This window comes from Brevibacillus fluminis (genome assembly GCF_003710825.1).
Taxonomy (GTDB): Bacteria; Bacillota; Bacilli; order Brevibacillales; family Brevibacillaceae; genus Brevibacillus_D; species Brevibacillus_D fluminis.
In genome coordinates this window covers 466,537-488,647 of record NZ_RHHQ01000004.1, presented here as the reverse complement: position 1 = coordinate 488,647, position 22,111 = coordinate 466,537, and the positions used below count along the sequence as shown (strand labels likewise).

Sequence of the window (22,111 nt, the reverse complement as noted above, 5' to 3'; positions counted from 1 at the left end):
CTAACTTTTTGGGGTCACTTCATCACTCGGGCGCTTATTCCTATGTATCGACTATTGTTTTACAACGTCTTTCAATTCTTTTCCTGGTTTAAACGCAGGAATTTTGCTGGAAGCGATTTCGATTTCTTCGCCAGTTTGTGGATTGCGACCTTTGCGAGCCGCGCGCTCACGCACTTCAAAGTTACCGAAGCCGATGAGGGAGACCTTGTCCCCTTCTTTCAAAGAATCAGCGATTGCATCAAGGACAGCGTCTACTGCTTTCGTAGCATCCTTCTTGGTCAATTCTGCTGTTTCAGCAACTTTTGCGATTAGCTCAGTTTTGTTCATGTGGCTTAACACCCTTTCACTCAGTATACCCTCATATTAATGGAAATATCGGGAAAAGGGAAGTCCCATGAAGAACATTTGTTTCCTTATAGTGAATTTTTTTGGTGAACGGTAGCTCAGTACAGCAGAAAAGGTAGCCGTTACCCTTCCGTCCGCTTGCTGTGCACGATGGAAAACAGCCGTGATAGGCAAAGCCAGGCGATCAAAGGACCGCTGCCAATCCCAAGGATCAGCCATTTCAGCGTCGCAGGATCCGTGCTCACCGATGTGACGACAAGAAACAGCAGAACGCCGACCATCCGTCCGGCATCGAGCGCGAATTCTCGGAGCACAACATACTCTACCCGATGCTGGGCGCTCTCAGCATTCGTCCCGATCAGGTCGAAGACGGTGGAGAGGATGGGAACCGAATACAACGGATAGGTCAGGGCGACGGCGATGCCGAATACGAGCAGCGTCGTATAGCTGATTTGCCAAAAAAAGATGAGCAAGACGCCAGTCATCACGACAGCACCCGCCAGCATGCTCCATTTCCGATAGGTGGGCTTAAACAGCTTGCCGATGAGAAAATAGCTGGCAAGCCCGACAGCAGAAGTCACGAGCGAATAGTTGCCGAGCGACAGCTCGCTTTTCGTTGAGATGTAAACCAAGAGGCTGATAATGAAGCCGAATACGCCTTCCCGTAGACCTTGTCCAGCCAAAGCGCCTGCGGCCAAGCGCCAGTTCGGGTTGTGGCGGAGCGTACGGAACGCGAACTGCCACGAATAGTCGCCATCTGTCTGCCGCTTTTTCAAAAAGAAGCTCACGATCACGCCGACAATGAACAAGCTGAGCGAAAGCGAGAAGATGAGTGTGTAGCCGGTTTTATCCGGCAGCTTCGCAATGAGCAAGCCGGAGATCCATGGCGCAAGCATGCCAGCACCGGATGCTAGGAGGCCGGCCCAGCCATTGAAACGGTCGCGGTTGTCCCGCTCGGTAATTTCAAAATAGACAACATTGAAGGCAAGCCAAAAAAAACCGGAAGCAAGTCCTTGTACGATACCAAGCCATGCAGCGTACTGAACGGTATGTTGACCCAGCAGCAATACGAGCAAATAAAAAAAAGCAGAGACCGCCATGCCTACGCGCAAGGCGTTCATCTTGTTTGCACGTTTGATCCATGCGCCAGCCAGCCAGAAGGTCAGTGCGCCAGCGAAATGGGTGGCAAAGGTGAACCACGCGATCGGGGCAAACTGGCTTTTCACTTTCCACAAATAGACGGTGACGAAAGCGCCGGATAGCGTGCTCGCCGCGATGAACAAAATGTTAACCAAAAGCAAGAGTTTCGCCTGATTGTCGAGATGTCCTTCCTTGCGGCGCAGAGGTTGAGCGGCGCCGGACTGTGACCAATCTTCGCTAACAGAGTCTTTGGCAGACCGCGGAAAAAAGGTGCCGGATTTCGTCTTTTGCTGCATACGCTTCCCCCCGCATCGAGTTATCGTGAGGCCTGCCCATAACGTACCCCATTTCGGCAGTGTCTAGCCTTTCGCAAAACGTAGCTGTGAAAACACCAAAAACGTCCGGGACAAAAAGCCCGAACGTTTTTTTGCGTGTCTATCCTTTCACCGCACCCATCGACAATCCTTTCACCAAATAGCGCTGGACAAAAAACGTAAAGATAAGCGGCGGCAGCACAGAGAGCGCGATCGCGGCGGCAATATCTCCCCAGCGTATGCCATAAGCCTGGATGAACAACGTGGACCCGACCGTCGTCGTCATGGCTTTCACATCGCTTAAGATGCGCACGAACAAAAACTCGTTCCAGGTGAAAATAAACGTGAGAATCGCAGCCGCAGCCACGCCTGGTGCGATAAGAGGCAAGACGATCTTGGTCAAGATGGCAGTGGGTGAGCATCCATCCATGACCGCTGCCTCTTCAATTTCTTTGGGTAGTTCCTGAATGAAGCCGACCATCAATAGTAGTGTCAACGGGATGTTCATGATGACGGCAACCCATATGAGCCCTGTTTTCGTATCGAGCAGCCCGACGAACTGAAACATGGCAAAATACGGAATGGCAAAAACGATCGGCGGCAGCAGCTTCAGGCTGACGATGAAAGAAAAGAAGCGCTTGCTACCCAGGCCGTACCGTACCATGGCATAAGCAGCGGGTAAGCAGATGGCAACAGTTGCAACGCTGGCGATGCTCGCGATCAGGAAGCTGTTCAGAAAAAATTGCCCAAATGGATAGCCGGAGCTGGAAAAAACGGACTGATAATGCTCGAACGTCGGCACAAATGCCCACTTTGGCGGAAACGAGGCGATGTCGCCTTCTGTTTTCAGAGAGGTGATGAAGTCGAGCAGCAGCGGGGAGAGAAAGACAGCAAGCGCACAGGCGAGAAGCAGCCAAAACAAGATACGTTTTACGAGGTTCACACGCCTTCCCTCCCGCTTTTCACGACATATTTCATCGCCAATCCGAGAACAGGAGCGAGGACGAACGTTAGCAATATGCTCGCTGCGCTCGCTTCTCCAATGTTTCCTTCCAAAAAAGCTTTTTTGTAAATGAACAGGCTCACGCTTGTCGTCAGTTCGCCGGGCCCGCCATTCGTCAGCACATAAATCATGTCATAAATTTTGAACGCATCGATCCCGCGCAAAAAAGCTGCGGTTGCGATTGTCGGAACGAGCAGGGGAAGCGTAATGGTGGCAAACGTTTGCCATGCAGTCGCTCCGTCGACCCTGGCCGCCTCATACAGCTCCTCGGGGATGGTCGTCAAACCTGCGTACACGATAATGAACACAAAGGGAACCCACTGTAAGGCGTCGATGATGACGAGCGTCGCGTTAACCCATGTGGGGTCAAACGGGTTCAAAGGAATTCCCAATCGTGAAAAATAAAACGGGATGAGGCCGACGAATTCGTTTAGCATCAGCCGAAAGATCAAGGCAAAGAGCGAGGGGGCGACCATCAAGGGAAGCAGCATGAGGCTGGTCGCGATGCCTTTCCCCCGGAATGTCCGGTTAAACAGCACCGCAAGCGCGATGCCTGCGATCAGCTCCGCAACGGTTGCCAGTAGGGCGAATTTGGCGCTGTATGCGATCGATCCATAAAAGGATGGATTTGTCAGCGCTGACGCATAGTTGTGAAGGCCGATGAAGGGCGCCGCGTCGGATGACAGGCGGGCATCGAGCAGGCTGACCGAATAGGCGTACAGCGTAGGGAACGCAACCAGTGCAAGCACGACTGCTGCTAACGGGGCCAGCATCCAATAGGCATCACGAGGCGCTTTTTTCATGCGGTTACTTTCCAATCAGCTTGCTCACCTCGTCTTGCGCTCGTTTTGCCGCTTGATCCGCATCGGCCTGGCCAGCCCAGACGGCCGAAAAATGCCGCGCCAGCACTTCGAGAATCGGGAAAACCTGACTGCCTGTGTCGGCGACGTACCCGTATTTGTCGACGTGTTCGGCTATGAAGGGGAATTCGGGACGCTGGTCTTTCATGCCGTTTAATACGTCTGCGACAGGAGGGATGCCGCCGTTTTGGGCATATGTTTGCATCGCATCCTGTGTAGCCAGATATTGCAGCCATTTCAGAGCGGCTTCCTGTTTATCTGAATGGCTGTTGATGCCTACGCCGAGCGCATGAACATGTGTCGCATGCTTGTCGCCAGGGATCGGTGCGATTCCGACTTTGTCAAAGACTTGCCCGCTCTTGGCCTGGTCCGTCAATTCATGGTAAGCCGCGCCCCATTGCAAAATGAATGCGGCTTTGCCCGTTTGGAACGCCTGATTCGTTTCCGGATATTCAAATGTCGAGGCAGCAGCAGGGGAGATTCCGTTTTTCATGATGTTCGCGTACACATTCAACGCTTTTCTCGTTTCAGGCGAATCAAAATTCGGCCTGCCATCGCCTGTGTACCAGGTCCCGCCGAATGAGTAAAGCACGTCATCCCAAATCATCACGTTGTAAATCAAGTTTTTAGCCTGCAACGCGGTTCCGTACTGCGTGGGGGAGTCGGGATTCAAGCTTTGGGTGAAAAAGGCTGCGGTTGCAGTGAAATCGTCCCAGTTCCATTCGGCAGGCTGCTTGGGTGCCAGCTCTTTGCCGACTACCTTCAGGCTGATCTCTTTGTATTTGGCTTGCCACGCCGGATCGGCCAACAGCTTCTCGACCAAGTCTTTGCGGTAATACATGAAATGATTGGATACGTCGGTCGGGATTCCGTACGTTTTGCCATCGTTTTTCAAAGAGTCGATCGTCGTACCGATAAACAGCTTCAGCTGATCGCCGAGCTTGTCGTCTAACGGAACAAGATCGCTTTTTTGCTCGCCGACTTTATAGCTGGCGGTGAAATACACATCGATATCTTTGTTGTCGGACGACATCATCGCCGCTTCTTTTTCCCAAAAGCCTTCGCGCGGAGCCGGAGCCATCTTCACCTCGACTCCATCCTGTGAGCCTTTGGTCTGGTTATAGTTGTCGATCACTTTTTGCATCGCTTCGCTTTCGGGTCCGGGCCAATAAAGCATGGTAACGGTCTGTTTGGCGGGTGCTGCCGCTTGGCTGCCCGTGTCCGCGCCACCATTAGCAGCAGGTTGCTGCTGTTGTGTCGCTGGTGAACTACAGGCGGCAAGACCGGCGAAAAGACCCAGTGAAACCACGGCGGACAGCCATTTTCGTTGCTGTTTCAATACGTTCGCCCCCTCGTTTTAGTTTATGAAAAGACCAAACTAGCAGCGCCAAGTAGCATCGATTCGTCGCGTAATTCTGATAATTCTACAGAAAAAGTAAGCGCTGCGGCGTGACTCAGCTGACGGACCACTTGCTGACCGATAATCGGAAGGAATGGTGCCAAGCTTTGGGCAATGCCGCCGCCGACGATGATCTTGCGCGGATTGAGCAGCGTCGCCAATGAGGCGATGCCGGATGACAGGTCGTCGACAAATTCGTCACGCATCGCCTGTGCTGCCGGATCACCGGATTGTGCTTCCTGCAAAATGGTGCTTGCGGTTTTGTGGATGCCGTACGTTTCGTAAAAACGTTCGGCCAGCGCGCGTCCAGATACATATGCTTCCAGGCAGCCTGATTTCCCGCAGGGGCAGAGGCGGCCGCCATGCCGATGGGTAAGATGACCGATCTCACCAGCGGCTCCATTCGCCCCGCGAACCAGCTTCCCTGCGGAAACGATGGCGCCGCCAACTCCGGTACCGAGCGCGAGGCATACAAAGTCCGCAATCCCGCGTCCCGAGCCATAGTGCTGCTCACCCAACGCCATCGCTTGCACATCGTTGACGACTTGGACCGGGAGGCCGTAACGGGTGGCCAATTCATCGCGCAGTGCAATTCCTGCCCAAGCGGGAAAGGTGCTGGTAGCGGACAAAATCTGACCAGAAAGACCGATCTGTCCCGTCGCGCCAACCCCGATTCCGCAAGCGTGGGCAATGCCCAACTCATCGATCAATGCCATGATCCGTTCCATAACTGCCTTGCCGCCGTTTGTAGCATGCGTCGGCACCTCCGATATGCGAAGAACCTTTCCGTCATCGCGAACCAATCCGCCGCGAATCTTTGTTCCGCCGATATCGATCCCGATCGCGACCTTCATGTTTTCATTCCTTCGATAAAGCGGCGCGTGATTTCTTGTGGACGAGTGATCGCACCACCGACGACCACACAAAAAGCGCCGAGCAAAAGAGCCTGTTTTGCCTGCTGTGGCGTATGGATCCTCCCTTCAGCAACCACCGGTACATGCAGTGTCGAAACCAGATCTTGCAGCAGCGTAAAATCCGGCTCCTGCATGTGGTCGGCCGTTTCCTGCGTGTACCCGGACAAAGTCGTGCCCACGAGGTCGCAGCCAAGCTCCTGCGCCCGCAGCCCTTCCTGGGCAGTGGACACATCAGCCATCACATACGTGCCGAGCGTCGTTTTGATGAAGGCGATCAATTCTTCCAGCTTTTCTGGGCGGCTTTGGGTTGTCGCATCGATCGCGATGATTTCTGCACCTGCATCATAGACGGTTTGGGCTGCCTGTTTGGTTGGCGTGATGAACGCGTCGTAGCCGGGCAGCTTTATTTTGTGGATGCCGATTACAGGGAGGTCGACGCTTGCTTTGATCGCTTTGATGTCAGCATAACCGTTGGCACGGATACCGGCGGCGCCGCCCGCCTTTGCCGCCAAGGCCATCCGTTCCATAAACTGCGCGCCATGCAGCGGCTCGTCTTCGAGGGCCTGGCAAGATACGATCAGGCCACCTTTTAATGTCATCAGCATCGTAGCTTCCTTTCGTCTGTGAAATGGGGACGGCAGTCGTCGCTAGTACGCCTTGTCAGCAACGGCTTTTGCCGCTTTTTCCTTGTAGTAGAGCGCCTTATCCTTGATGCGGAGCGCCACGCCTGTATACAGCAGGTCGATTACATGAAGCTGGGCAATTTTGGCGGCGAGCGAGCCCCCTTGCAAGGGCGCCTCCCTGCCGCTGTTCAACAGGACGACATCGGCGAGCTTGGTAATCGGTGAACGGGCAAAATGCGTGATCGCGATGACTTTTGCCTGGTTGGATCGGGCGATCGCCAAAGCATCGACCGTGTCTTTGGTGCTGCCGGAAATAGAAAAGCCGATGGCCAGGTCGTGCTGGCTGAGCGTAGCCGCTGCCATCGCCTGATGGTGGGAGTCGAGCGAAGCATCGACGGAAAGGCCGATCCGCATAAACCGACTTTTGGCATCCAGCGCGGTGATGCCGGAAACGCCTGCACCGTAGAAATGGATTTTTTGGCTGGCAAGGATCATATCAATGGCTTGGTCAAGCTCCTTCGGATCGATCATCCCGGTCGTTTCCGAAATGGCCTGGATGTTGGAGACATTCACTTTTTGCATCGTCACCAAAAACTCGTCGCTCTCTTCAATATCGCCGTGCAGGTTTGCCAGCGGATTGAGCGCATCTTTGGCCAATGCGAGCTTGAACTCCTGGTAGCCTTTAAAGCCGAGCTTGCGGCAAAAGCGCAGGACGGTCGTTTCGCCGACATCCGCCAGTTCAGCGAGGTCCGTGACGGATAAGTACAAAATTTCATCAAAGCGCCCTTGCACATAGTCGGCAACTTTTTTTTCCGATTTGGTCAATGACTTCAAATAGCTGTTCAATTTGGCGGTGAATTCACGAACGGGGACAGGTACGCTCACTCGTCGACAGGCACCTCCTTGGTTGTCGGGCTTTTTTGGGGGTTACCATACGATATACAGAAAGTGTGGAAATATCCTTCTTTTTTTCCATAAAAAGCGGAGATTGTTGCCGATTCATCTTCCTCCCCGCTCACACCAAAACCGCTCTACCCCCGGATATTTCTCCCCCAAGCTCTTCACCGTAAATCCACAAGACCGGTAAAATCCGACGGCACTGGCATCCGTCTCTGCTCCGATTACTGTCAAAGAAAAGCGCTGCATCGCGTCGGCGAGCATATGTCTGCCGATGCCTTTGCCACGTGCGTCCGGATGAACCGCCACATGCGTGATGACAGCCTTGGGCAAGCGAGCAAGATCAAGCCCGATACAGCCGAGGAGCACCCCATCTTCTTCTACTCCGACCATCATCATTGAGTCGGAACGCTCATAGCGTGCGGCAACCTGAAGCAGCTTCTCCATGCTCGGAGCACCAACTGAATAGGCAAGCAGTGCAAGCACGTCATGTTCATGTAGCCTCTCTTTCAAATCAATCATGGGCCAATCTCCTTTTTATTTGTTCGTGTTTGTTCAGAGCGATTCGTTTTCCTCATACCACGCAGAGCATCCACCTATGTTTTACATATACTGCTCACGAAAGGAGGAGTAGTGTATGCAACATCCGAATTTTCAGAGTGTACAATATCGCCATCGCCCCCCTGTATATGCGGGTAAAACCTTTCGATACGACTACGATGATGGCAATGTATTTATCATTCAGTTCTTTGACGCTACTCATCGGCATGATGTAGGGATTGCTGGACCGCATAAAGGTTTCAATGGTTACTATACATTCGATTACGTGGAAATAGCTCCTCACGTATACTTTATGTATTGGTTGGAGGAAGTCTACGCGGTCAGCCAAGTTGCAGATTTTAATAGGATGCGAGTTTATACTCATTATACCTATGATGTAGGGGGTGTTCGTAAAAGTTTATTTCATTCCGGTACCATAGCCGAACTAGACAACTTTACCTCGTGAGGACGAAAACCCGCATCTGAGCCCAGTTAGCCGATGCGGGTTTTTGCTTGGATTCGTTTTTATACGGGTTATTTATCCGACCAGACACTCCCCTGCATCTCCCCAATTCCAAAGAATCGGGTATAATAAACCAAAATAGCTGACGATGCGGGTGAGACAGATGCAGAATAATGATCAGGCGGACAAAAATCGAAAACTGCTGCGCAAGGAAGTGGAGGGGCTGCTGGCATTGATCACGGTGCCTGTTCTGGTTGTCGACGCAGTTGGACAGGTGCTGCACGCCAATCCTGCTGCGGAAAATGTGTGGGGACGGTCGCTTGTGGTTTTGCTCAACCAAAAGCTACCTGCGCTCATCGATACACCGAAGCTGTTGGACTGTGTAAAGCGTGGAAAGCCGTTACGCGATTGTTCCGTCGACCTGCTTGATCAAGGGGGAAAACGGCACCCGTATGCTTGCCGGTTGGACCCGCTGATCATCGACCGGCAGGTAGAAGGGGCGATCCTTCAGTTCACAGGCCAGACGGTCGAGGCAGAGCATGAGAAAACACGAAAATATACGACGCGCTACACATTTGCGGATATTAGAGGCAGCAGCCCGACGATCACGGGCTTGAAGGAAAAAGCGAAAAAGATTGCCAACAGCCAGTCGACGGTGCTGATCCGCGGGGAGAGCGGTACAGGCAAAGAGGTGCTGGCCCAATCGATTCATGCGAGCAGCACAAGGTGGGAAGGGCCGTTTGTTGCCATTAACTGTGCTGCCATACCGGAAGCGCTTTTGGAAAGCGAGCTGTTCGGCTATGAGGAAGGGGCTTTCACCGGCGCGAAAAAAGGCGGAAAACCGGGACGATTCGAACTTGCGCTGAATGGCACGCTGTTCCTGGACGAAATCGGAGACATGCCGCATTATTTGCAGGCCAAGCTCCTCCGTGTCTTTCAAGAGCGCCGGATTGAGCGGGTAGGCGGCTCGGAAAGCATTCCAGTCGATGTGCGGCTGATCGCGGCGACGCACAAAGATTTGGAAGGAATGATCGCGAGCGGTCAATTTCGCGAGGATCTATTTTATCGTTTGAACGTGATTCCGTTCTACATTCCGCCGCTGCGGGAACGCAAGGAAGATTTGTATGACTTGATCCAATATTACATGAAATCGTTTGGCGAAAAGCTGGGCAGGGAGCCGAAGCGCTTTTCCACGCAGGCGATGAAATGCCTGATGGCGTATCATTGGCCAGGGAACATACGTGAGCTTGAAAACTCGCTGGAATATATTGTGAATCTGGAAATCGGTGATTTGGTGACGATCAACAGCTTGCCCGCTTCGATACGGGAGTTTTGGACAAGCAAGGAAGCGGCGGGCGTATCAACTGGCTCTCAGCTGGAGCATGTGGCAAATCAGCAGAATGATCTGACAGTTTCATCCGCCACTGTCGCACAGCTCGGCAATGACCAAGACGAGGAGCAGTTGATCGTGGAGGCGATTCAACGTTTCGGCAAAAGCACCGAAGGAAAGCGCAAAGCGGCGGAGTCGTTGGGAATGAGCGTAGCGACGCTCTATCGCCGCTTGAGCAAGTACAGCCGCAAATAAAGCGAAAGACAGATAGCATCCGCGTACGGAAAGGCAGGGATGAGCAAATGATGAAGCACAAACTGAAAGAAAAAGACGTAGATGCCTTGGCGTGCGGCGCATTGTTTCTCGGATCGGGCGGCGGGGGCGATACATCGCTGCTGCAGATTATGGCCAAGCAGGCGATTCGTGAAAACGGACCTGTTTCCTTGCTTTCGCCCTTTGACTTGCCGGATGATGCCTGGATCGTGTGTAGCGGACTGATGGGATCGCCTGCCATCCATTTTGAAAAAATGATGTCCGGCGACGAATTGGTGGCTGCACTGCGCGTGCTGGAGCGAGAAAAGCAAATTCAGGCGATGGCGATCGCGGGGCTTGAAATCGGCGGCATTAATGCAATGGCGCCACTTGTAACCGCTGCCAAAACGAAACTGCCGCTCATAGATTGCGACGGGATGGGCCGTGCATTCCCGGAGTTCCAGATGACGACGTATCATGCGTTCGGCGTTCAGGCAGCACCTTTGGTGATCTGCTCCAACCATGATGATTGGCGTTATTTCAGTGGATCGTCCAACTATGAAATCGAAAAAGCGGCACGCTTTGTCCTGCCAGAAATGGGTGGCTCGGTAGCAGCAGCCTGTGTCCCGATGCGCGCGGCGATGATGCAGGAGACGGCGCTCCACCATACCTTTACGGTCGCGAAGCGGATCGGTCAGAGTGTGATTGCGGCTGGCACGGACATACATCGCGTTTTTGCCAATCTTTCCGCCGACCTGCAAAATTCCATCTACGGCAAGCCGCACAAGCTGACGGAAGGAAAGATCGTGGATCTGCAGCGCTACTTACAGGATGACTTCATGCGCGGAGAGCTGGTGATCGAAGGGACTGGCTTTCATCACAGCGAACAGATTGAGGTGCGATTCCAAAGCGAATATTTGCTGGCGAAGGAAGGGAAACGGGCTGTCGCAATGGTGCCGGATTTGATCTGTGTGCTTGATGCCGACAACGGGCTTCCGCTTTTGATCGAGGAGCTGGAGCTTCACATGAAAGTATGGCTGATCGCCATTCCCGCCCCCGTGCTTTTGCGACATCCCAAGATGCTGGATGTGGTGGGACCTTGGAATTTTGGCGTAAGCGATACATATACGCCTGTGGAGCAGCTGGTTGCGGAAGCCGGAGACTGGAGGTGAGCGTAGCATGTATCGACTGGGAATTGATGCGGGACGGACGCAAACGACAGCCATTTTGATGGACCCGCAGGATAAAATTATGGCGATTGTGAAGGAGCCTGTCACCACGGGTCTTGTCGCAGGAATTGCACAAGTGCTAGAGCGGATGGTGGGAGTGGACCGCAGCATGCCCATCGAAAAAATCATCATCGGCACGGATTTTTTTGGCGAGGCGCTTTTAGCGGGCAAGCGGCTGGCGAAAGTAGCCGCAATCCGGATTGGGCAAGCACGCAGTACGATCCCGCCCCTGTACGGCGGCGTGGGCAGTGTACGCAGTGCAATTGCGGTGGATGAATTTTTTTTGTATGGGGGCCATGAGATTGACGGGAGAGCACATGAGCTGGAATGGCAGCAAGATGAGCTCAAGCGGTATGCGCGGGCCTGCATCGAACGCGGAGTCGAGTCGTTTGCGATCACGGGTACGTTTTCCCCGCTTGCACAAGGGCACGAAGCACAGGTGGCAAGCTGGATTCGCGAAGCGGCGGGCGATGCAAGCGCGATTACCATGTCGCATGAGCTTGGCAGCCTTGGTTTTCTCGAACGGGAGAACGCAGCGATCTTGAATGCGTCATTAACCAAGCTGGTCCAGGCTTCGCTTGCGGGTGTGAAAGAGCTGATTGACCGGTATCACATCCAAGCGAAACTTTTTTTCACGCAAAATGACGGTTCGCTCCTTTCGTATGATGCGGTGCTGCGGCATCCGATCCGCACGTTTGGCTCGCACATTTCCAATTGCTTCCGTGGAGCGTCCTTGCTCGCGCGACTTCAGGATTGTGTGATCGTAGACGTCTTTGAAGATGCGGCCCGCATCGGGCTGGTGGAAGGGGGATTTCCCAAGGAGAAGCGGCGAAATCAAAACATTGCAGGCGTACGCGTCAATTTGCAGATGCCCGATGTGACCGAGGTTCGGTTTCCATCATCAGGGCCTGTGGTGCGCGATGAATGCCTGGAGGAGATTCATCAGGCGATCCAGCGTTTTCAGCCTCGCTTTGATCCGTATCCGATCGTTTTCGTCGGGGAGAAAAGCGAACGAATCGCTGCTGTGTACAAATACCCATGGGTCGATGTGCTGCATCCGCAACACTTTCCGCTCGCGAGCACCGTCGGGGCATGCATGGCGCCGATCAGTGGCAGGGTGGACCGTATTTTTTGGCTGGAGGAAATGAGCCGGGAGGAGACGATGGACTTGGCGAAGCAGGAGGCGATTCACAGTGCGGTGAGAGAGGGAGCAGACCCGCAGACCGTTTTTGTGCAAACCGCTGAAATCTTCCCCCTTTCCTACATGCCAAGCAAAGCGGTACGAGTCAGCGTGAAAGCGATAGGAGACGCATTGCTGTGATTGTTGCAGCTTGCAAAAGAAATGCATAGGAGGACGCGATTCGAGCAGCTGGACGTGCGCTACTTAGGATCGCGTCTTTTTTTCTCAGCTCCATGCTCTTAAGAATTAGTGTGAGAAATTTGCGAAAACGGGAGAAAATCTGCGAAATAGAGAAATACAAAGTGATAAATAGCGATTATTACCGGGAAAATGCGTGAGAAAAACAAGTGCACTACCTACTATGTGCTGATAATTTGAGAAATAATCGCTATATTCAGTCGATTTGACTCGTAAATCAGGCTGGCACAATAGTTGCTTTATTGAGATTGTGAAAACGTTGGGAGGTGGCTTTCCCGGATTGATGGTCAAATTGCGGGTGCATGGGTGAAAGCGAGCAAACAGTAAGAAAGAGTGAAGAAAAAGGGGGGCGATTACACATGGCAGGTCATTCAATGGCAGACGATTACTCGCTGGGTAGGGTTCCTGTAGAGGCGAGAGTGCCGATGTGGGAGATTTTGGTGATTCGAATCGGGTCTTTTACTTCTCTTAGTCAATTTATTTTGGGTGCATTTCTCGGTTATGGCATGAGCTTTTGGGATGCTGCACTAGCCAGCTTGTTGGGATTGATTTTGTTGGAAGTGATCACGTTGTTCATCGGATTCGCAGGCGCACGCGAGGGATTGTCGACCAGCTTGCTGACGCGTTGGACCGGATTCGGCAAATATGGCTCAAGCATGATCAGCTTTGTAATTGTCGTCGGAACACTCGGGTGGTTCGGGGTGCAAAACTCGGTATTCGCCAAAGGGCTCAACGATGCTTTTAATGGCGTGCTCGGCTTTCCGCTAGCGGCGACGCTGACAGGGCTGTTCGTCACGGCGATCGTGATTTTCGGATTCAAGTGGCTCGGAATCACTGCTAAAATCGCTGTTCCCGGATTTTTACTGGCTGTCGCGTACGGAATCTATCATGTTTTTGAAAGCCAATCGCTCACCGATTTGATCGCATCAGCACCGCCAGGACCGCCGATGACGCTTGGCATGGGTGCCACGATGGTGGCCGGCAGCTTCATGATCGGCGCGATCCTCACACCAGATATGACGCGCTACTGTCGGAATAATAGAGATGTCGTCTGGTCCACACTCATATCCATTATCGTAGGGGAAATCATCATCAATTTGATCGCTGTACTGATGGCACACGCCGTCAAAAGCAGCGACGTCGTCACAATCGCGCTGCAGACGTCCGGCGTGCTCGGCGCAGCTACCGTCATTTTTGCAACGGTTAAAATAAATGATATCAATTTATACTCGGCTTCATTGGGAATAACCAATATCATCGATTCCCTCTTTGGCAAGCAAGTCAATCGCGGTGTGATCACACTGATTGTCGGCGTGCTCGGCACCATCCTGTCTGTTTTGGGAATATTGGATCAATTTGTGAATTTCCTCGTTTTCATGGGCATATGGGTGCCGCCGATCGGTGGAGTGATGGTTGTCGATTATTTCGTTTTGAAGCGAAGCAGAAAAATGCTGGATGAAAGCCGGAAAAAAGGTGAGCTGCCGGCAGCATGTGAATCGATCAATCCGGTGGCGCTCGTCGCTTGGGCGCTCGGATTCGCCACTGGGTACCTCGTGGAATGGGGCATTCCATCGATCAATTCGCTGCTCGTGAGCGCCATCGTCTACTATGTGGGCATGAAGCTGTTCGGCGCGTCGCTCGATCAGAAGCTGAAGCAGGCGTACATTGATCAAGCAAGCTAACATTGAAGCAAAAGGAGCGAGAAACGTGAGAAAAATCGGGAAGCAAGAAATCGAAGACATTGCGGTCGGCGCAGCTCTGCTGGGTACAGGAGGTGGCGGCGATCCGTACATCGGGAAGCTCATGGCACTGCAGGCAGTCGAAGAGTTCGGACCGATTACATTGCTGTCGGTCGATGAAGTGCCAGACGATGCGCTGGTCGTCGCATCCGGCGGGATGGGGGCTCCTACCGTATTGGTCGAAAAAATCCCGAGCGGCGAGGAAATTACGCAAACGTTCGCCGCATTGGGCAAATACATGGGTAAGGAAGTGTTCGCCACCTTTCCGATCGAAGCGGGCGGAATCAATTCGATGCTACCGCTGGCGCTTGCCGCCAAACTGGGACTGCCTGTTGTCGATGTGGACGGCATGGGCCGCGCCTTCCCTGAGCTCCAGATGACGACTTTTTATCTGGACGGCATATCGGCGACGCCGATGGTGCTCGCCGATGAAAAAGGCAACATCACGCTGATGGATACGATCGACAACACTTGGACGGAGCGGATCGCCCGAAGCGTCACCGTACAAAAGGGTGGATCGGCGACGTGTGCGATATATCCGATGTACGGTCGAAACCTGAAAGAAAGCGGCATTCATCATATTTTAACACTAGAAGAAGAAATCGGCCGTGCGCTTCGGCTGTCAAAGGAAAACAACCTCAATCCTGTCGAGGAAGTGCTAAAGCTTACGAAAGGCTATGAGTTGTTTTGTGGAAAAGTGGCGGATGTCAATCGGAAAACCGTCGGCGGCTTTGCGCGTGGAACCGCGCAGCTGGAAGGGATTTTGGCTTACAAGGAGCAGAGGCTGGAACTGTCTTTCCAAAACGAGCATCTGCTTGCCAAAAGCGGCGATCGGGTGCTGTGTGTGACGCCTGACCTGATTGCGGTGCTGGATTCTGAAACCGGCATGCCGATTACGACCGAAGGCCTGCGTTATGGTGCGCGCGTCATTGTCATCGGGATTCCATGCGATGCCAAATGGCGGACGGAAAAAGGCTTGGCGACATGCGGGCCTAAATATTTCGGTTACGATGCAACCTATAAGCCGGTGGAAGAGCTGAGTGGGAAAGGGGTTATGGCAAAATGAATTACCGGATTGGAATTGACGTAGGCGGCACTCATACCGACGCCGTGCTTTTGGATGCAGACTACCGCGTGCTCGCGCAAACCAAAACATCGACAACCAGCGATGTCAGCTCAGGTATTTATGCGGCGATGCGCGAAGTGATTGCCCAATCTGGGGTGCCACGCGACCAGATTACCTATGCAATGCTTGGGACGACACACTGTACCAATGCGATCGTGGAACGCAAGCGGCTCAACAATATCGCGGTCATTCGCATCGGCGCTCCTGCGACGATGGCCATCAAGCCGTTGGTCGGCGTACCTGATGATTTGCGTAAGCTGCTGGGACAGCACGTTTACATCGTGCGCGGCGGTCACGAGTTCGATGGCAGAGAGCTCACGCGTTTAGACGAGAAGGAATTGTACCGAATCGCCGAAGAGCTCAAAGGCAAGGTCAACTCCATCGCCATTGCGTCCGTCTTTTCACCGGTGTCCAAAGACCATGAGCTGCGCGCAGCCGAAATTTTGCGCGAGGTGCTGGGCAACGAAATTCCGCTTTCGCTATCCTATGAGATCGGCAGCGTCGGACTGCTCGAACGGGAAAACGCCACGATTTTGAACGCAGCGATCGTGAATGTGGCCAAAACGACAGCCTATGGCTTCATCGAGGCGCTGAAAGCGGAGCAGGTCAACGCCCGCGTCTTTTTCGGACAAAATGACGGCACGCTGATGAGCATCGAGTATGCTGTGAAATACCCGATTCTCACCATCGGCTGCGGCCCGACGAACAGCATCCGTGGCGCCTCCTACCTGTCCGGCTTAGCCAACGCCCTGGTCGTCGACGTCGGGGGAACGACGACAGACATCGGTGTGCTCGTCAACTCGTTCCCGCGGGAATCTTCCCTCGCTGTGGAAATCGGCGGTGCGCGTACTAATTTCCGCATGCCCGATTTGATTTCCATTGGACTCGGTGGCGGCACGATCGTGCGCATTCAGGACGATGGCAGCTTCACGATCGGACCAGACAGCGTTGGCTATCAGCTGCCGGAAAAGGGTCTCGCGTTCGGTGGGGACACAATGACCACGACCGATGTCATCATCGCGCTTGGCAAAGCGGATCTGGGCGATGCAAGCCTGGTCGCGCATCTGGATCGTCAGCTGCTTGAGAACGTCTACAATCGACTGGTCGAAATGGCTGAGGAAGCGATCGACAAAATGAAAACGAGCGCCGAGCCCGTACCGATCATTTTGGTCGGTGGTGGAAGCATCCTGCTGCCGGATGAGCTGCAAGGCGCATTGACAGTTATCCGTCCGGAAAACTTTGGGGTCGCGAATGCCATCGGTGCGGCTATTGCTCAGATCAGCGGCCAAATCGATCGCGTCTTCTCGCTCGATGAGATGGATCGCGAAAAAACAGTCGAAGCGGCCAAACGCATGGCGATCGACGAGGCAATCGCGGCCGGAGCAGAGGAGTCAACCGTAGAAATCGTCGAGTTCGAGGACATCCCGCTCTCCTATTTGGGGAACGCGACGCGAATCCGCGTGAAAGCGGCGGGTACGCTCAAAGCGTCTGCGGAAGTAACGAATCTCGTCTAATGCGTGGATGAAAGAAAACCTGTGAGAGTGTTCTGCTCTTGTTCAGGTTTTCTTTCATTTCTGGCAATTCAAACGCGAGATTGCTAGAATTGTGGGTAAAGCGAGGGGGCTAGGCCAAGATGATGATGACAAATGCAGTGAAAGAAAAGCTGAAAAAAGGGGAGCCGGCTTTAGGCGCCCTGGTTGGCATGTACGCTCCGGATTTGGTGGAAATGATCGGTTACGCGGGCTTTGATTTTGTGTTGATCGACAATGAGCACGGAGCCTTTTCCCAGCGAGAAATCGAGCAGATGATCCGAGCGGCGGAATTGGCAGCGATCGTGCCGATCGTGCGCGTCTCCTATGATCCATCCGATATCCAAAAAGCGCTTGATCTCGGCGCGAAAGGCATTCAGGTACCGATGGTAAACACGCGCGAGGAAGCGGAGAAAGTGGTCAAACGGGCAAAGTTCCCGCCGATCGGCCAGCGAGGTGCCGCCTTCATCACCCGTTCTGCCCGATTTGGTATAGATGGCGGAAAGCTGTATTTGGATGCTGCAGATGAACAAACCTTGATCATCGTCCATATTGAAACGCCGGAAGCAGTGGCCAATTTCGCAGAAATCGTCACTGTGCCGGGTGTTGATGCGGCTTTTATCGGCCCAACCGATCTGTCCATCTCGCTCGGGTATAAAGAAGCGGGGGCATCACATCCTGAATTTCAGCAGGTCATGCAGCGATTGTATGAAACGGCGCGTGAGCTGAATGTGCCGCTTGGCAACATTGCGACGAGCGCTGCAGGTGTACGCGATGAACTGGGGCGGGGAACGTCACTCGTGGCAGTTGTGACGACATCGGTTATCATGGCATCGCTTTCGCAAGTGGCAGGTGCCCGAGACGCAAGCAAATGAGGAATGTATCGAAAAAACGCACGTTTCCCAAAATGGGGCGTGCGTTTTTTTAACGAGGTGTTACATGATCTGTATTAATAGAGTCGTTTCGTATAGCTTTCTTTCAACACTTCTTCGATGGCTTCAGGAGCCATTTTTGCATGATCCGCCAAAATCCGGGAAGCTCGCGGTAGCTTGTCTTTTTCCAGCCAAGAATCGTGATCCCATAGTTTGGACCGTTTAAATGCTTTTGCGCAGTGTACATAGCATTCTTGTACCTCAACTCCGATTCCGATCATCGGAGTGCGCCCGCCCGCTTCCATTTGAGCAAGAAGTTCTTCATCACGAACCAAACAAGCGCGCCCATTTATCCGGAGTGTTTCTTCTAAACCTGGAATGATAAAAATAAGCCCAATGTTCGGATTTGATAAGATATTTTTCATAGAATCAATTCTGCGATTTCCGGGCCTTTCAGGAATCACGAGATGCTTGTCATCGAGTACTAGCACGAAACCGGGTGAATCTCCCCGAGGGGAAACATCGCACAGCCCCTGATGATCAGAGGTCGATATGGCGAGAAAAGGGGATTTGGCAATAAAGTCTCGACAATGCTCATCTAAGTAATGGATCACTTTGTTTTGCACAAGTTCACTTGGGTAGCCCAGCATGGAACGCAATTCTTCTTCTGTTGATACCGTTTCTTTAAACATCGTCACATTTCACTCCCTACCTTGGCAGTACCGCGTGGGGCACGTTCAGATAAGCTTATTATACTGGAAAGCAGGCCCAGTAGGACAATAACGATTTCGAATAGCTGATCTTATACAAACTGAGAGCGGTTACAAATAATTCGGGAAACGATGACTCAATTACAGTATCATGGTTTTTTCCGCAACTTCCGCAATTAGCGAATGGATCTGCATCGGGGTGAACATGCTGAAATGCTTGAAGTCTTTGATGAAATGGGCTTGGTCATAGTACCCGTGCTCCGTAGCCAAATTGGACCAGGCTGCCGTGCTGGTCAGCATGGAGGAAAGCGTATGCTGGAAACGGGTGATGCGACTGTATTGCTTGGGGGAGAGGCCTAGCGTTTCCACGAATTTTTTGCGGATATACCGCGTGGAAAAACCGATATCGCGAGCCAACTGATCGACGGTCACTGTCCCGCGCGTCCGGTAAATTTGCTGCAGGCAGTAGTCAACCAACTCGGATGAGGTATGCGGCGACAGCAGCAGTGGGAGAAAGGCTTGCTCGAAAAAGGCGATTCGCAATGCAAACGTCTCCTTCTCCGCGATCGCATCACACATGCTGCCCACACCCTTCATCACGTCGGTGAGTGGCAGCTGTTGGTTGATCAAATCCCGGAACGGGAGCGGACGAATTTGCACATTTTGCAGAGGGGTGAGGCGGATGCCGAAATAGGTGGCACCGGGCAGGAACCGGATGCTCTCGCCTTGCAAAATCGTACCGCACAAAAGGGAGTGAGGGCGGAATGGATCGCAGCAGATCAAAATATCCGTACATCCGTCGGGAACGACGCGAATGGATTCCGCTTCGCTGCCCATGACGTATTGGTAGTACAAAACGGTCTGCCCTTGGTACGGAATCAATCTCTCCTGATAAGAGATCGTTTCCAGTCGGAAGCCATATTGAACGGGAGGCAGGTTGGCAGCGATTTGTATGCGGTTGATGTTCATGGGAAACCACCTCTACGTCGTTGATCGAAATGGCGATCGTGATGGAAGCCAAGTTTGTCTTTCATTATGAACCAAAACGAAAAAAACTGATAGTTCCGAAATTTACAATACAGCGCATTCTCCCTGTACCTACAATGGACACGAAACCAGTTGACATGATGGGGGGAAGCATCGATGCGAAAGAAAAAAAGCAAACGATTACAATGTTATCAAAAGGCGGCCGCATCCACAGTCATGGTGGGAACGGCGCTTACACTAGCGCTGTCGGCAGCCGTACCACTCGTGCAAGCGCATGGCGGGGAGGCCGAGTACGTTACGCTCAAAGAAGCACTCGCTGGCATCGGCGGAACACTGGCATGGGACGGCAGCACACACACGGTCCAAATCACAAAAGACGGGACGATCGTCAAGCTGAAGCCGAATTCAACGCAAGCATTGGTCAACGGCAAAACCGTATCGTTGGAAGCGCCAGTCTTCGTGAAGGACGGGGTCACCTACGTGTCCCACCATTTCATCAATGAAGTGTTTCAGGCCGATTTGGCGCAGACGGTCTCAGTCGAGAAGACGGAGCATCCGCTTAACCCGCTTTCCGCCACGGAGATCAATACGGCAGTCGATGTGATCAAGGCATCGCCCCACTATAAAGCGAGTTTGCGTTTTACCCAGATTTCACTCAAAGAACCGGACAAGGCACAGGTGTGGAAGTGGGTGTATGGGCAAAAAAGCACCTTCCAGCGAATAGCGAACGTAGTTCTGCTCGACGGGAAGAACGTGATCGAAGGAGAAGTCGATCTCGCAGCGAAATCGCTCGTATCATGGAAACCGATCGAGGGCGTACACGGCATGGTTATCCTCGACGATTTCCAAACTGTCCAGACCGCGATCGAACAAAGCGCGGACTATGCCGAAGCACTGAAAAAGCGCGGTATCCACGATGTGAAAAAGGTAGTGGCGACGCCGCTGACTGTCGGCTATTTCAACGAGGCGGACGGCTTGCAGCAAGATTTACGGCTTTTGAAAGTCGTTTCCTATCTCGATGTCGGGGACGGCAATTATTGGGCACATCCGATCGAAAATTTGGTCGCGATCGTTGACCTGGAGCAAAAGAAGGTGATCAAGATCGAAGATGAAGGCGTGATACCGGTTCCGCTCAAGCCGACACCGTATGATGGCCGCGATCGCGCAGACAAAAAGAACGTCAAGCCGATCTCCATCACCGAGCCTGCCGGCAAAAACTATACAATCGAAGGCAATAACATCCATTGGCAAAATTGGGATTTCCACCTTCATCTCGATCCGCGCGTAGGGCCGGTGCTGTCAACGATGACGTACAACGATAACGGCGTCAAACGCAAAATTATGTACGAAGGCTCGCTAGGCGGCATGATTGTGCCATACGGGGACCCGGATGTGGGCTGGTATTTCAAAGCGTATCTCGATTCCGGCGATTATGGTATGGGTGTGCTCACCTCATCGCTTGAGCGCGGGACGGATGTGCCGGAAAATGCTGTGCTGCTGGATGCCACCATCTCGGATAATGACGGCAACCCGTACACGATTCCGAATGCGATCGCCGTATTCGAGCAATACGCCGGACCGGAGTACAAGCATAACGAGATGGGCAAAGAAAACGTCAGCCGTGAGCGTCGCGAGCTGGTGATGCGCTGGATCAGTACGGTCGGCAATTACGACTACATTTTCGACTGGATCTTGTCACCGAACGGGACGATTAAAATCGATGTCGGCGCGACGGGAATCGAGGCGGTCAAGGCGGTCAATTCATCTACCATGCATGACGCCACTGCTAAAGACGATACGCGTTACGGCACGCTGATCGACCACAACATCGTGGGCACGACACACCAGCACATCTACAATTTTCGGCTCGATCTGGACGTTGACGGCGAGACGAACACACTGACTGAGATCAATCCGAAGGTAGCGGAAAACACGGCAGGCGGACCACGCAAAAGCGTCATGGTGACCGAGCAAAAGACGGTAGGCACGGAACAAGATGCGATCCAAAATTTTGATCCTTCGACGATTCGTCTGATCAGCAACACCAACAAGGAAAACAAGGTTGGCAATCCGGTCTCATACCAAATCATCCCGTACGCGGGCGGTACACATCCGATCGCGAAAGGTGCGATGTTTAGCAAGGAAGAATGGCTGTACAACCGTGTGAATTTTATGGACAAGCAAATTTGGGTGACCAAGTACAATCCGGATGAACGCTTCCCCGAAGGGAAATATCCAAACCGGGCAAAGACCGATACGGGGCTCAAAGCCTACACGGCCAATAATGATGCGATCACCAATACCGACAATGTGGTCTGGATGACGACGGGCACTACGCACGTCGCCCGTGCGGAAGAATGGCCGATCATGCCGACGGAATGGGTGCATGCCATGCTCAAGCCGTGGAATTTCTTCGATCAGACGCCGACACTGGATTTGCCGGAAAAATAAAAGAGAGGGG

The 22,111-nt window shown here is 52.9% G+C and carries 20 protein-coding genes; 9 read left to right on the top strand and 11 right to left on the bottom strand.

The features are described from left to right. Nucleotides 1-51 precede the first annotated feature (51 nt). The 9 genes from EDM56_RS04635 to EDM56_RS04595 all read right to left on the bottom strand — a co-directional run bounded on the left by EDM56_RS04635 (nucleotide 52) and on the right by EDM56_RS04595 (nucleotide 8,017). The gene (locus EDM56_RS04635; RefSeq protein ID WP_122916702.1) at nucleotides 52-327 is read right to left on the bottom strand and encodes an HU family DNA-binding protein; all 276 of its coding nucleotides are present in this window, start codon (nucleotides 325-327) and stop codon (nucleotides 52-54) included. A gap of 140 nt (nucleotides 328-467) precedes the next feature. Beyond that, entirely contained in the window at nucleotides 468-1,781 is a 1,314-nt protein-coding gene (locus tag EDM56_RS04630; protein WP_122916701.1) for an MFS transporter, read from the bottom strand. Between the two features lie 139 nt (nucleotides 1,782-1,920). Further along, entirely contained in the window at nucleotides 1,921-2,742 is an 822-nt protein-coding gene (locus EDM56_RS04625; protein ID WP_122916700.1) for a carbohydrate ABC transporter permease, read from the bottom strand. Next, on the bottom strand, nucleotides 2,739-3,605 hold the full coding sequence (locus tag EDM56_RS04620; protein WP_148040357.1) for a carbohydrate ABC transporter permease: 867 nt from the start codon (nucleotides 3,603-3,605) through the stop codon (nucleotides 2,739-2,741). Before EDM56_RS04620 ends, EDM56_RS04625 begins: the two co-directional genes overlap by 4 nt. 4 nt (nucleotides 3,606-3,609) lie before the next feature. Next, entirely contained in the window at nucleotides 3,610-5,001 is a 1,392-nt protein-coding gene (locus tag EDM56_RS04615) for an ABC transporter substrate-binding protein (RefSeq protein WP_122916698.1), read from the bottom strand. Between the two features lie 23 nt (nucleotides 5,002-5,024). Then, nucleotides 5,025-5,915, bottom strand: coding sequence for an ROK family protein (locus EDM56_RS04610; RefSeq protein ID WP_122916697.1), 891 nt, complete (start codon nucleotides 5,913-5,915; stop codon nucleotides 5,025-5,027). Then, on the bottom strand, nucleotides 5,912-6,580 hold the full coding sequence (locus tag EDM56_RS04605; RefSeq protein ID WP_122916696.1) for an N-acetylmannosamine-6-phosphate 2-epimerase: 669 nt from the start codon (nucleotides 6,578-6,580) through the stop codon (nucleotides 5,912-5,914). Before EDM56_RS04605 ends, EDM56_RS04610 begins: the two co-directional genes overlap by 4 nt. 42 nt (nucleotides 6,581-6,622) lie before the next feature. Continuing rightward, on the bottom strand, nucleotides 6,623-7,483 hold the full coding sequence (locus EDM56_RS04600) for a MurR/RpiR family transcriptional regulator (RefSeq protein ID WP_183192293.1): 861 nt from the start codon (nucleotides 7,481-7,483) through the stop codon (nucleotides 6,623-6,625). Nucleotides 7,484-7,597: 114 nt separating this feature from the next. Then, complete coding sequence (locus EDM56_RS04595; RefSeq protein ID WP_122916695.1) at nucleotides 7,598-8,017, bottom strand: GNAT family N-acetyltransferase; 420 nt, start codon at nucleotides 8,015-8,017, stop codon at nucleotides 7,598-7,600. A gap of 115 nt (nucleotides 8,018-8,132) precedes the next feature. Here EDM56_RS04595 and EDM56_RS04590 point away from each other — a divergent pair, with 115 nt between their 5' ends. The 8 genes from EDM56_RS04590 (at nucleotide 8,133) to EDM56_RS04555 (ending at nucleotide 17,956) form a co-directional block, all read left to right on the top strand. Next, nucleotides 8,133-8,501 carry a MoaF-related domain-containing protein gene (locus EDM56_RS04590; RefSeq protein ID WP_122916694.1) on the top strand — a complete coding sequence of 123 codons (369 nt, stop codon included), beginning with the start codon at nucleotides 8,133-8,135 and terminating at the stop codon, nucleotides 8,499-8,501. 160 nt (nucleotides 8,502-8,661) lie between these two features. Further along, entirely contained in the window at nucleotides 8,662-10,083 is a 1,422-nt protein-coding gene (locus tag EDM56_RS04585) for a sigma-54 interaction domain-containing protein (RefSeq protein ID WP_122916693.1), read from the top strand. Nucleotides 10,084-10,130: 47 nt separating this feature from the next. Continuing rightward, nucleotides 10,131-11,252, top strand: coding sequence for an S-methyl thiohydantoin desulfurase family protein (locus EDM56_RS04580; RefSeq protein WP_246009255.1), 1,122 nt, complete (start codon nucleotides 10,131-10,133; stop codon nucleotides 11,250-11,252). A gap of 7 nt (nucleotides 11,253-11,259) precedes the next feature. Next, entirely contained in the window at nucleotides 11,260-12,630 is a 1,371-nt protein-coding gene (locus EDM56_RS04575) for a hydantoinase/oxoprolinase N-terminal domain-containing protein (RefSeq protein WP_122916691.1), read from the top strand. A 416-nt stretch (nucleotides 12,631-13,046) separates the two neighbouring features. Next, nucleotides 13,047-14,369 (top strand): purine-cytosine permease family protein, encoded by a 1,323-nt coding sequence (locus tag EDM56_RS04570; RefSeq protein WP_122916690.1) that lies wholly within the window; start codon nucleotides 13,047-13,049, stop codon nucleotides 14,367-14,369. Between the two features lie 25 nt (nucleotides 14,370-14,394). Further along, nucleotides 14,395-15,492 (top strand): S-methyl thiohydantoin desulfurase family protein, encoded by a 1,098-nt coding sequence (locus tag EDM56_RS04565; RefSeq protein ID WP_122916730.1) that lies wholly within the window; start codon nucleotides 14,395-14,397, stop codon nucleotides 15,490-15,492. After that, complete coding sequence (locus EDM56_RS04560) at nucleotides 15,489-17,066, top strand: hydantoinase/oxoprolinase N-terminal domain-containing protein (protein ID WP_122916689.1); 1,578 nt, start codon at nucleotides 15,489-15,491, stop codon at nucleotides 17,064-17,066. Before EDM56_RS04565 ends, EDM56_RS04560 begins: the two co-directional genes overlap by 4 nt. A gap of 119 nt (nucleotides 17,067-17,185) precedes the next feature. Further along, nucleotides 17,186-17,956 (top strand): HpcH/HpaI aldolase family protein, encoded by a 771-nt coding sequence (locus EDM56_RS04555; RefSeq protein WP_246009254.1) that lies wholly within the window; start codon nucleotides 17,186-17,188, stop codon nucleotides 17,954-17,956. A gap of 74 nt (nucleotides 17,957-18,030) precedes the next feature. Here the strand turns inward: EDM56_RS04555 and EDM56_RS04550 are convergent, their stop codons facing one another. Further along, nucleotides 18,031-18,645, bottom strand: coding sequence for a pyridoxamine 5'-phosphate oxidase family protein (locus EDM56_RS04550; RefSeq protein WP_122916688.1), 615 nt, complete (start codon nucleotides 18,643-18,645; stop codon nucleotides 18,031-18,033). A 159-nt stretch (nucleotides 18,646-18,804) separates the two neighbouring features. Continuing rightward, entirely contained in the window at nucleotides 18,805-19,632 is an 828-nt protein-coding gene (locus EDM56_RS04545) for a helix-turn-helix domain-containing protein (RefSeq protein ID WP_122916687.1), read from the bottom strand. Nucleotides 19,633-19,806: 174 nt separating this feature from the next. Between EDM56_RS04545 and tynA the strand changes: the two genes are divergently transcribed. Beyond that, a complete protein-coding gene (gene tynA, locus EDM56_RS04540) occupies nucleotides 19,807-22,101 on the top strand; it encodes a primary-amine oxidase (RefSeq protein ID WP_221175961.1) in 2,295 nt (764 codons plus the stop codon). The last annotated feature ends 10 nt before the right edge of the window (nucleotides 22,102-22,111 follow it).

Coding starts and splice junctions, on each gene's coding strand:
- EDM56_RS04635 (WP_122916702.1), bottom strand. CDS start 327: ATGAACAAAACTGAGCTAATCGCAAAAGTTGCTGAAACAGCAGAATTG.
- EDM56_RS04630 (WP_122916701.1), bottom strand. CDS start 1,781: ATGCAGCAAAAGACGAAATCCGGCACCTTTTTTCCGCGGTCTGCCAAA.
- EDM56_RS04620 (WP_148040357.1), bottom strand. CDS start 3,605: ATGAAAAAAGCGCCTCGTGATGCCTATTGGATGCTGGCCCCGTTAGCA.
- EDM56_RS04610 (WP_122916697.1), bottom strand. CDS start 5,915: ATGAAGGTCGCGATCGGGATCGATATCGGCGGAACAAAGATTCGCGGC.
- EDM56_RS04605 (WP_122916696.1), bottom strand. CDS start 6,580: ATGCTGATGACATTAAAAGGTGGCCTGATCGTATCTTGCCAGGCCCTC.
- EDM56_RS04595 (WP_122916695.1), bottom strand. CDS start 8,017: ATGATTGATTTGAAAGAGAGGCTACATGAACATGACGTGCTTGCACTG.
- EDM56_RS04590 (WP_122916694.1), top strand. CDS start 8,133: ATGCAACATCCGAATTTTCAGAGTGTACAATATCGCCATCGCCCCCCT.
- EDM56_RS04585 (WP_122916693.1), top strand. CDS start 8,662: ATGCAGAATAATGATCAGGCGGACAAAAATCGAAAACTGCTGCGCAAG.
- EDM56_RS04580 (WP_246009255.1), top strand. CDS start 10,131: ATGATGAAGCACAAACTGAAAGAAAAAGACGTAGATGCCTTGGCGTGC.
- EDM56_RS04575 (WP_122916691.1), top strand. CDS start 11,260: ATGTATCGACTGGGAATTGATGCGGGACGGACGCAAACGACAGCCATT.
- EDM56_RS04570 (WP_122916690.1), top strand. CDS start 13,047: ATGGCAGGTCATTCAATGGCAGACGATTACTCGCTGGGTAGGGTTCCT.
- EDM56_RS04560 (WP_122916689.1), top strand. CDS start 15,489: ATGAATTACCGGATTGGAATTGACGTAGGCGGCACTCATACCGACGCC.
- EDM56_RS04555 (WP_246009254.1), top strand. CDS start 17,186: ATGATGATGACAAATGCAGTGAAAGAAAAGCTGAAAAAAGGGGAGCCG.
- EDM56_RS04550 (WP_122916688.1), bottom strand. CDS start 18,645: ATGTTTAAAGAAACGGTATCAACAGAAGAAGAATTGCGTTCCATGCTG.
- EDM56_RS04545 (WP_122916687.1), bottom strand. CDS start 19,632: ATGAACATCAACCGCATACAAATCGCTGCCAACCTGCCTCCCGTTCAA.
- tynA (WP_221175961.1), top strand. CDS start 19,807: ATGCGAAAGAAAAAAAGCAAACGATTACAATGTTATCAAAAGGCGGCC.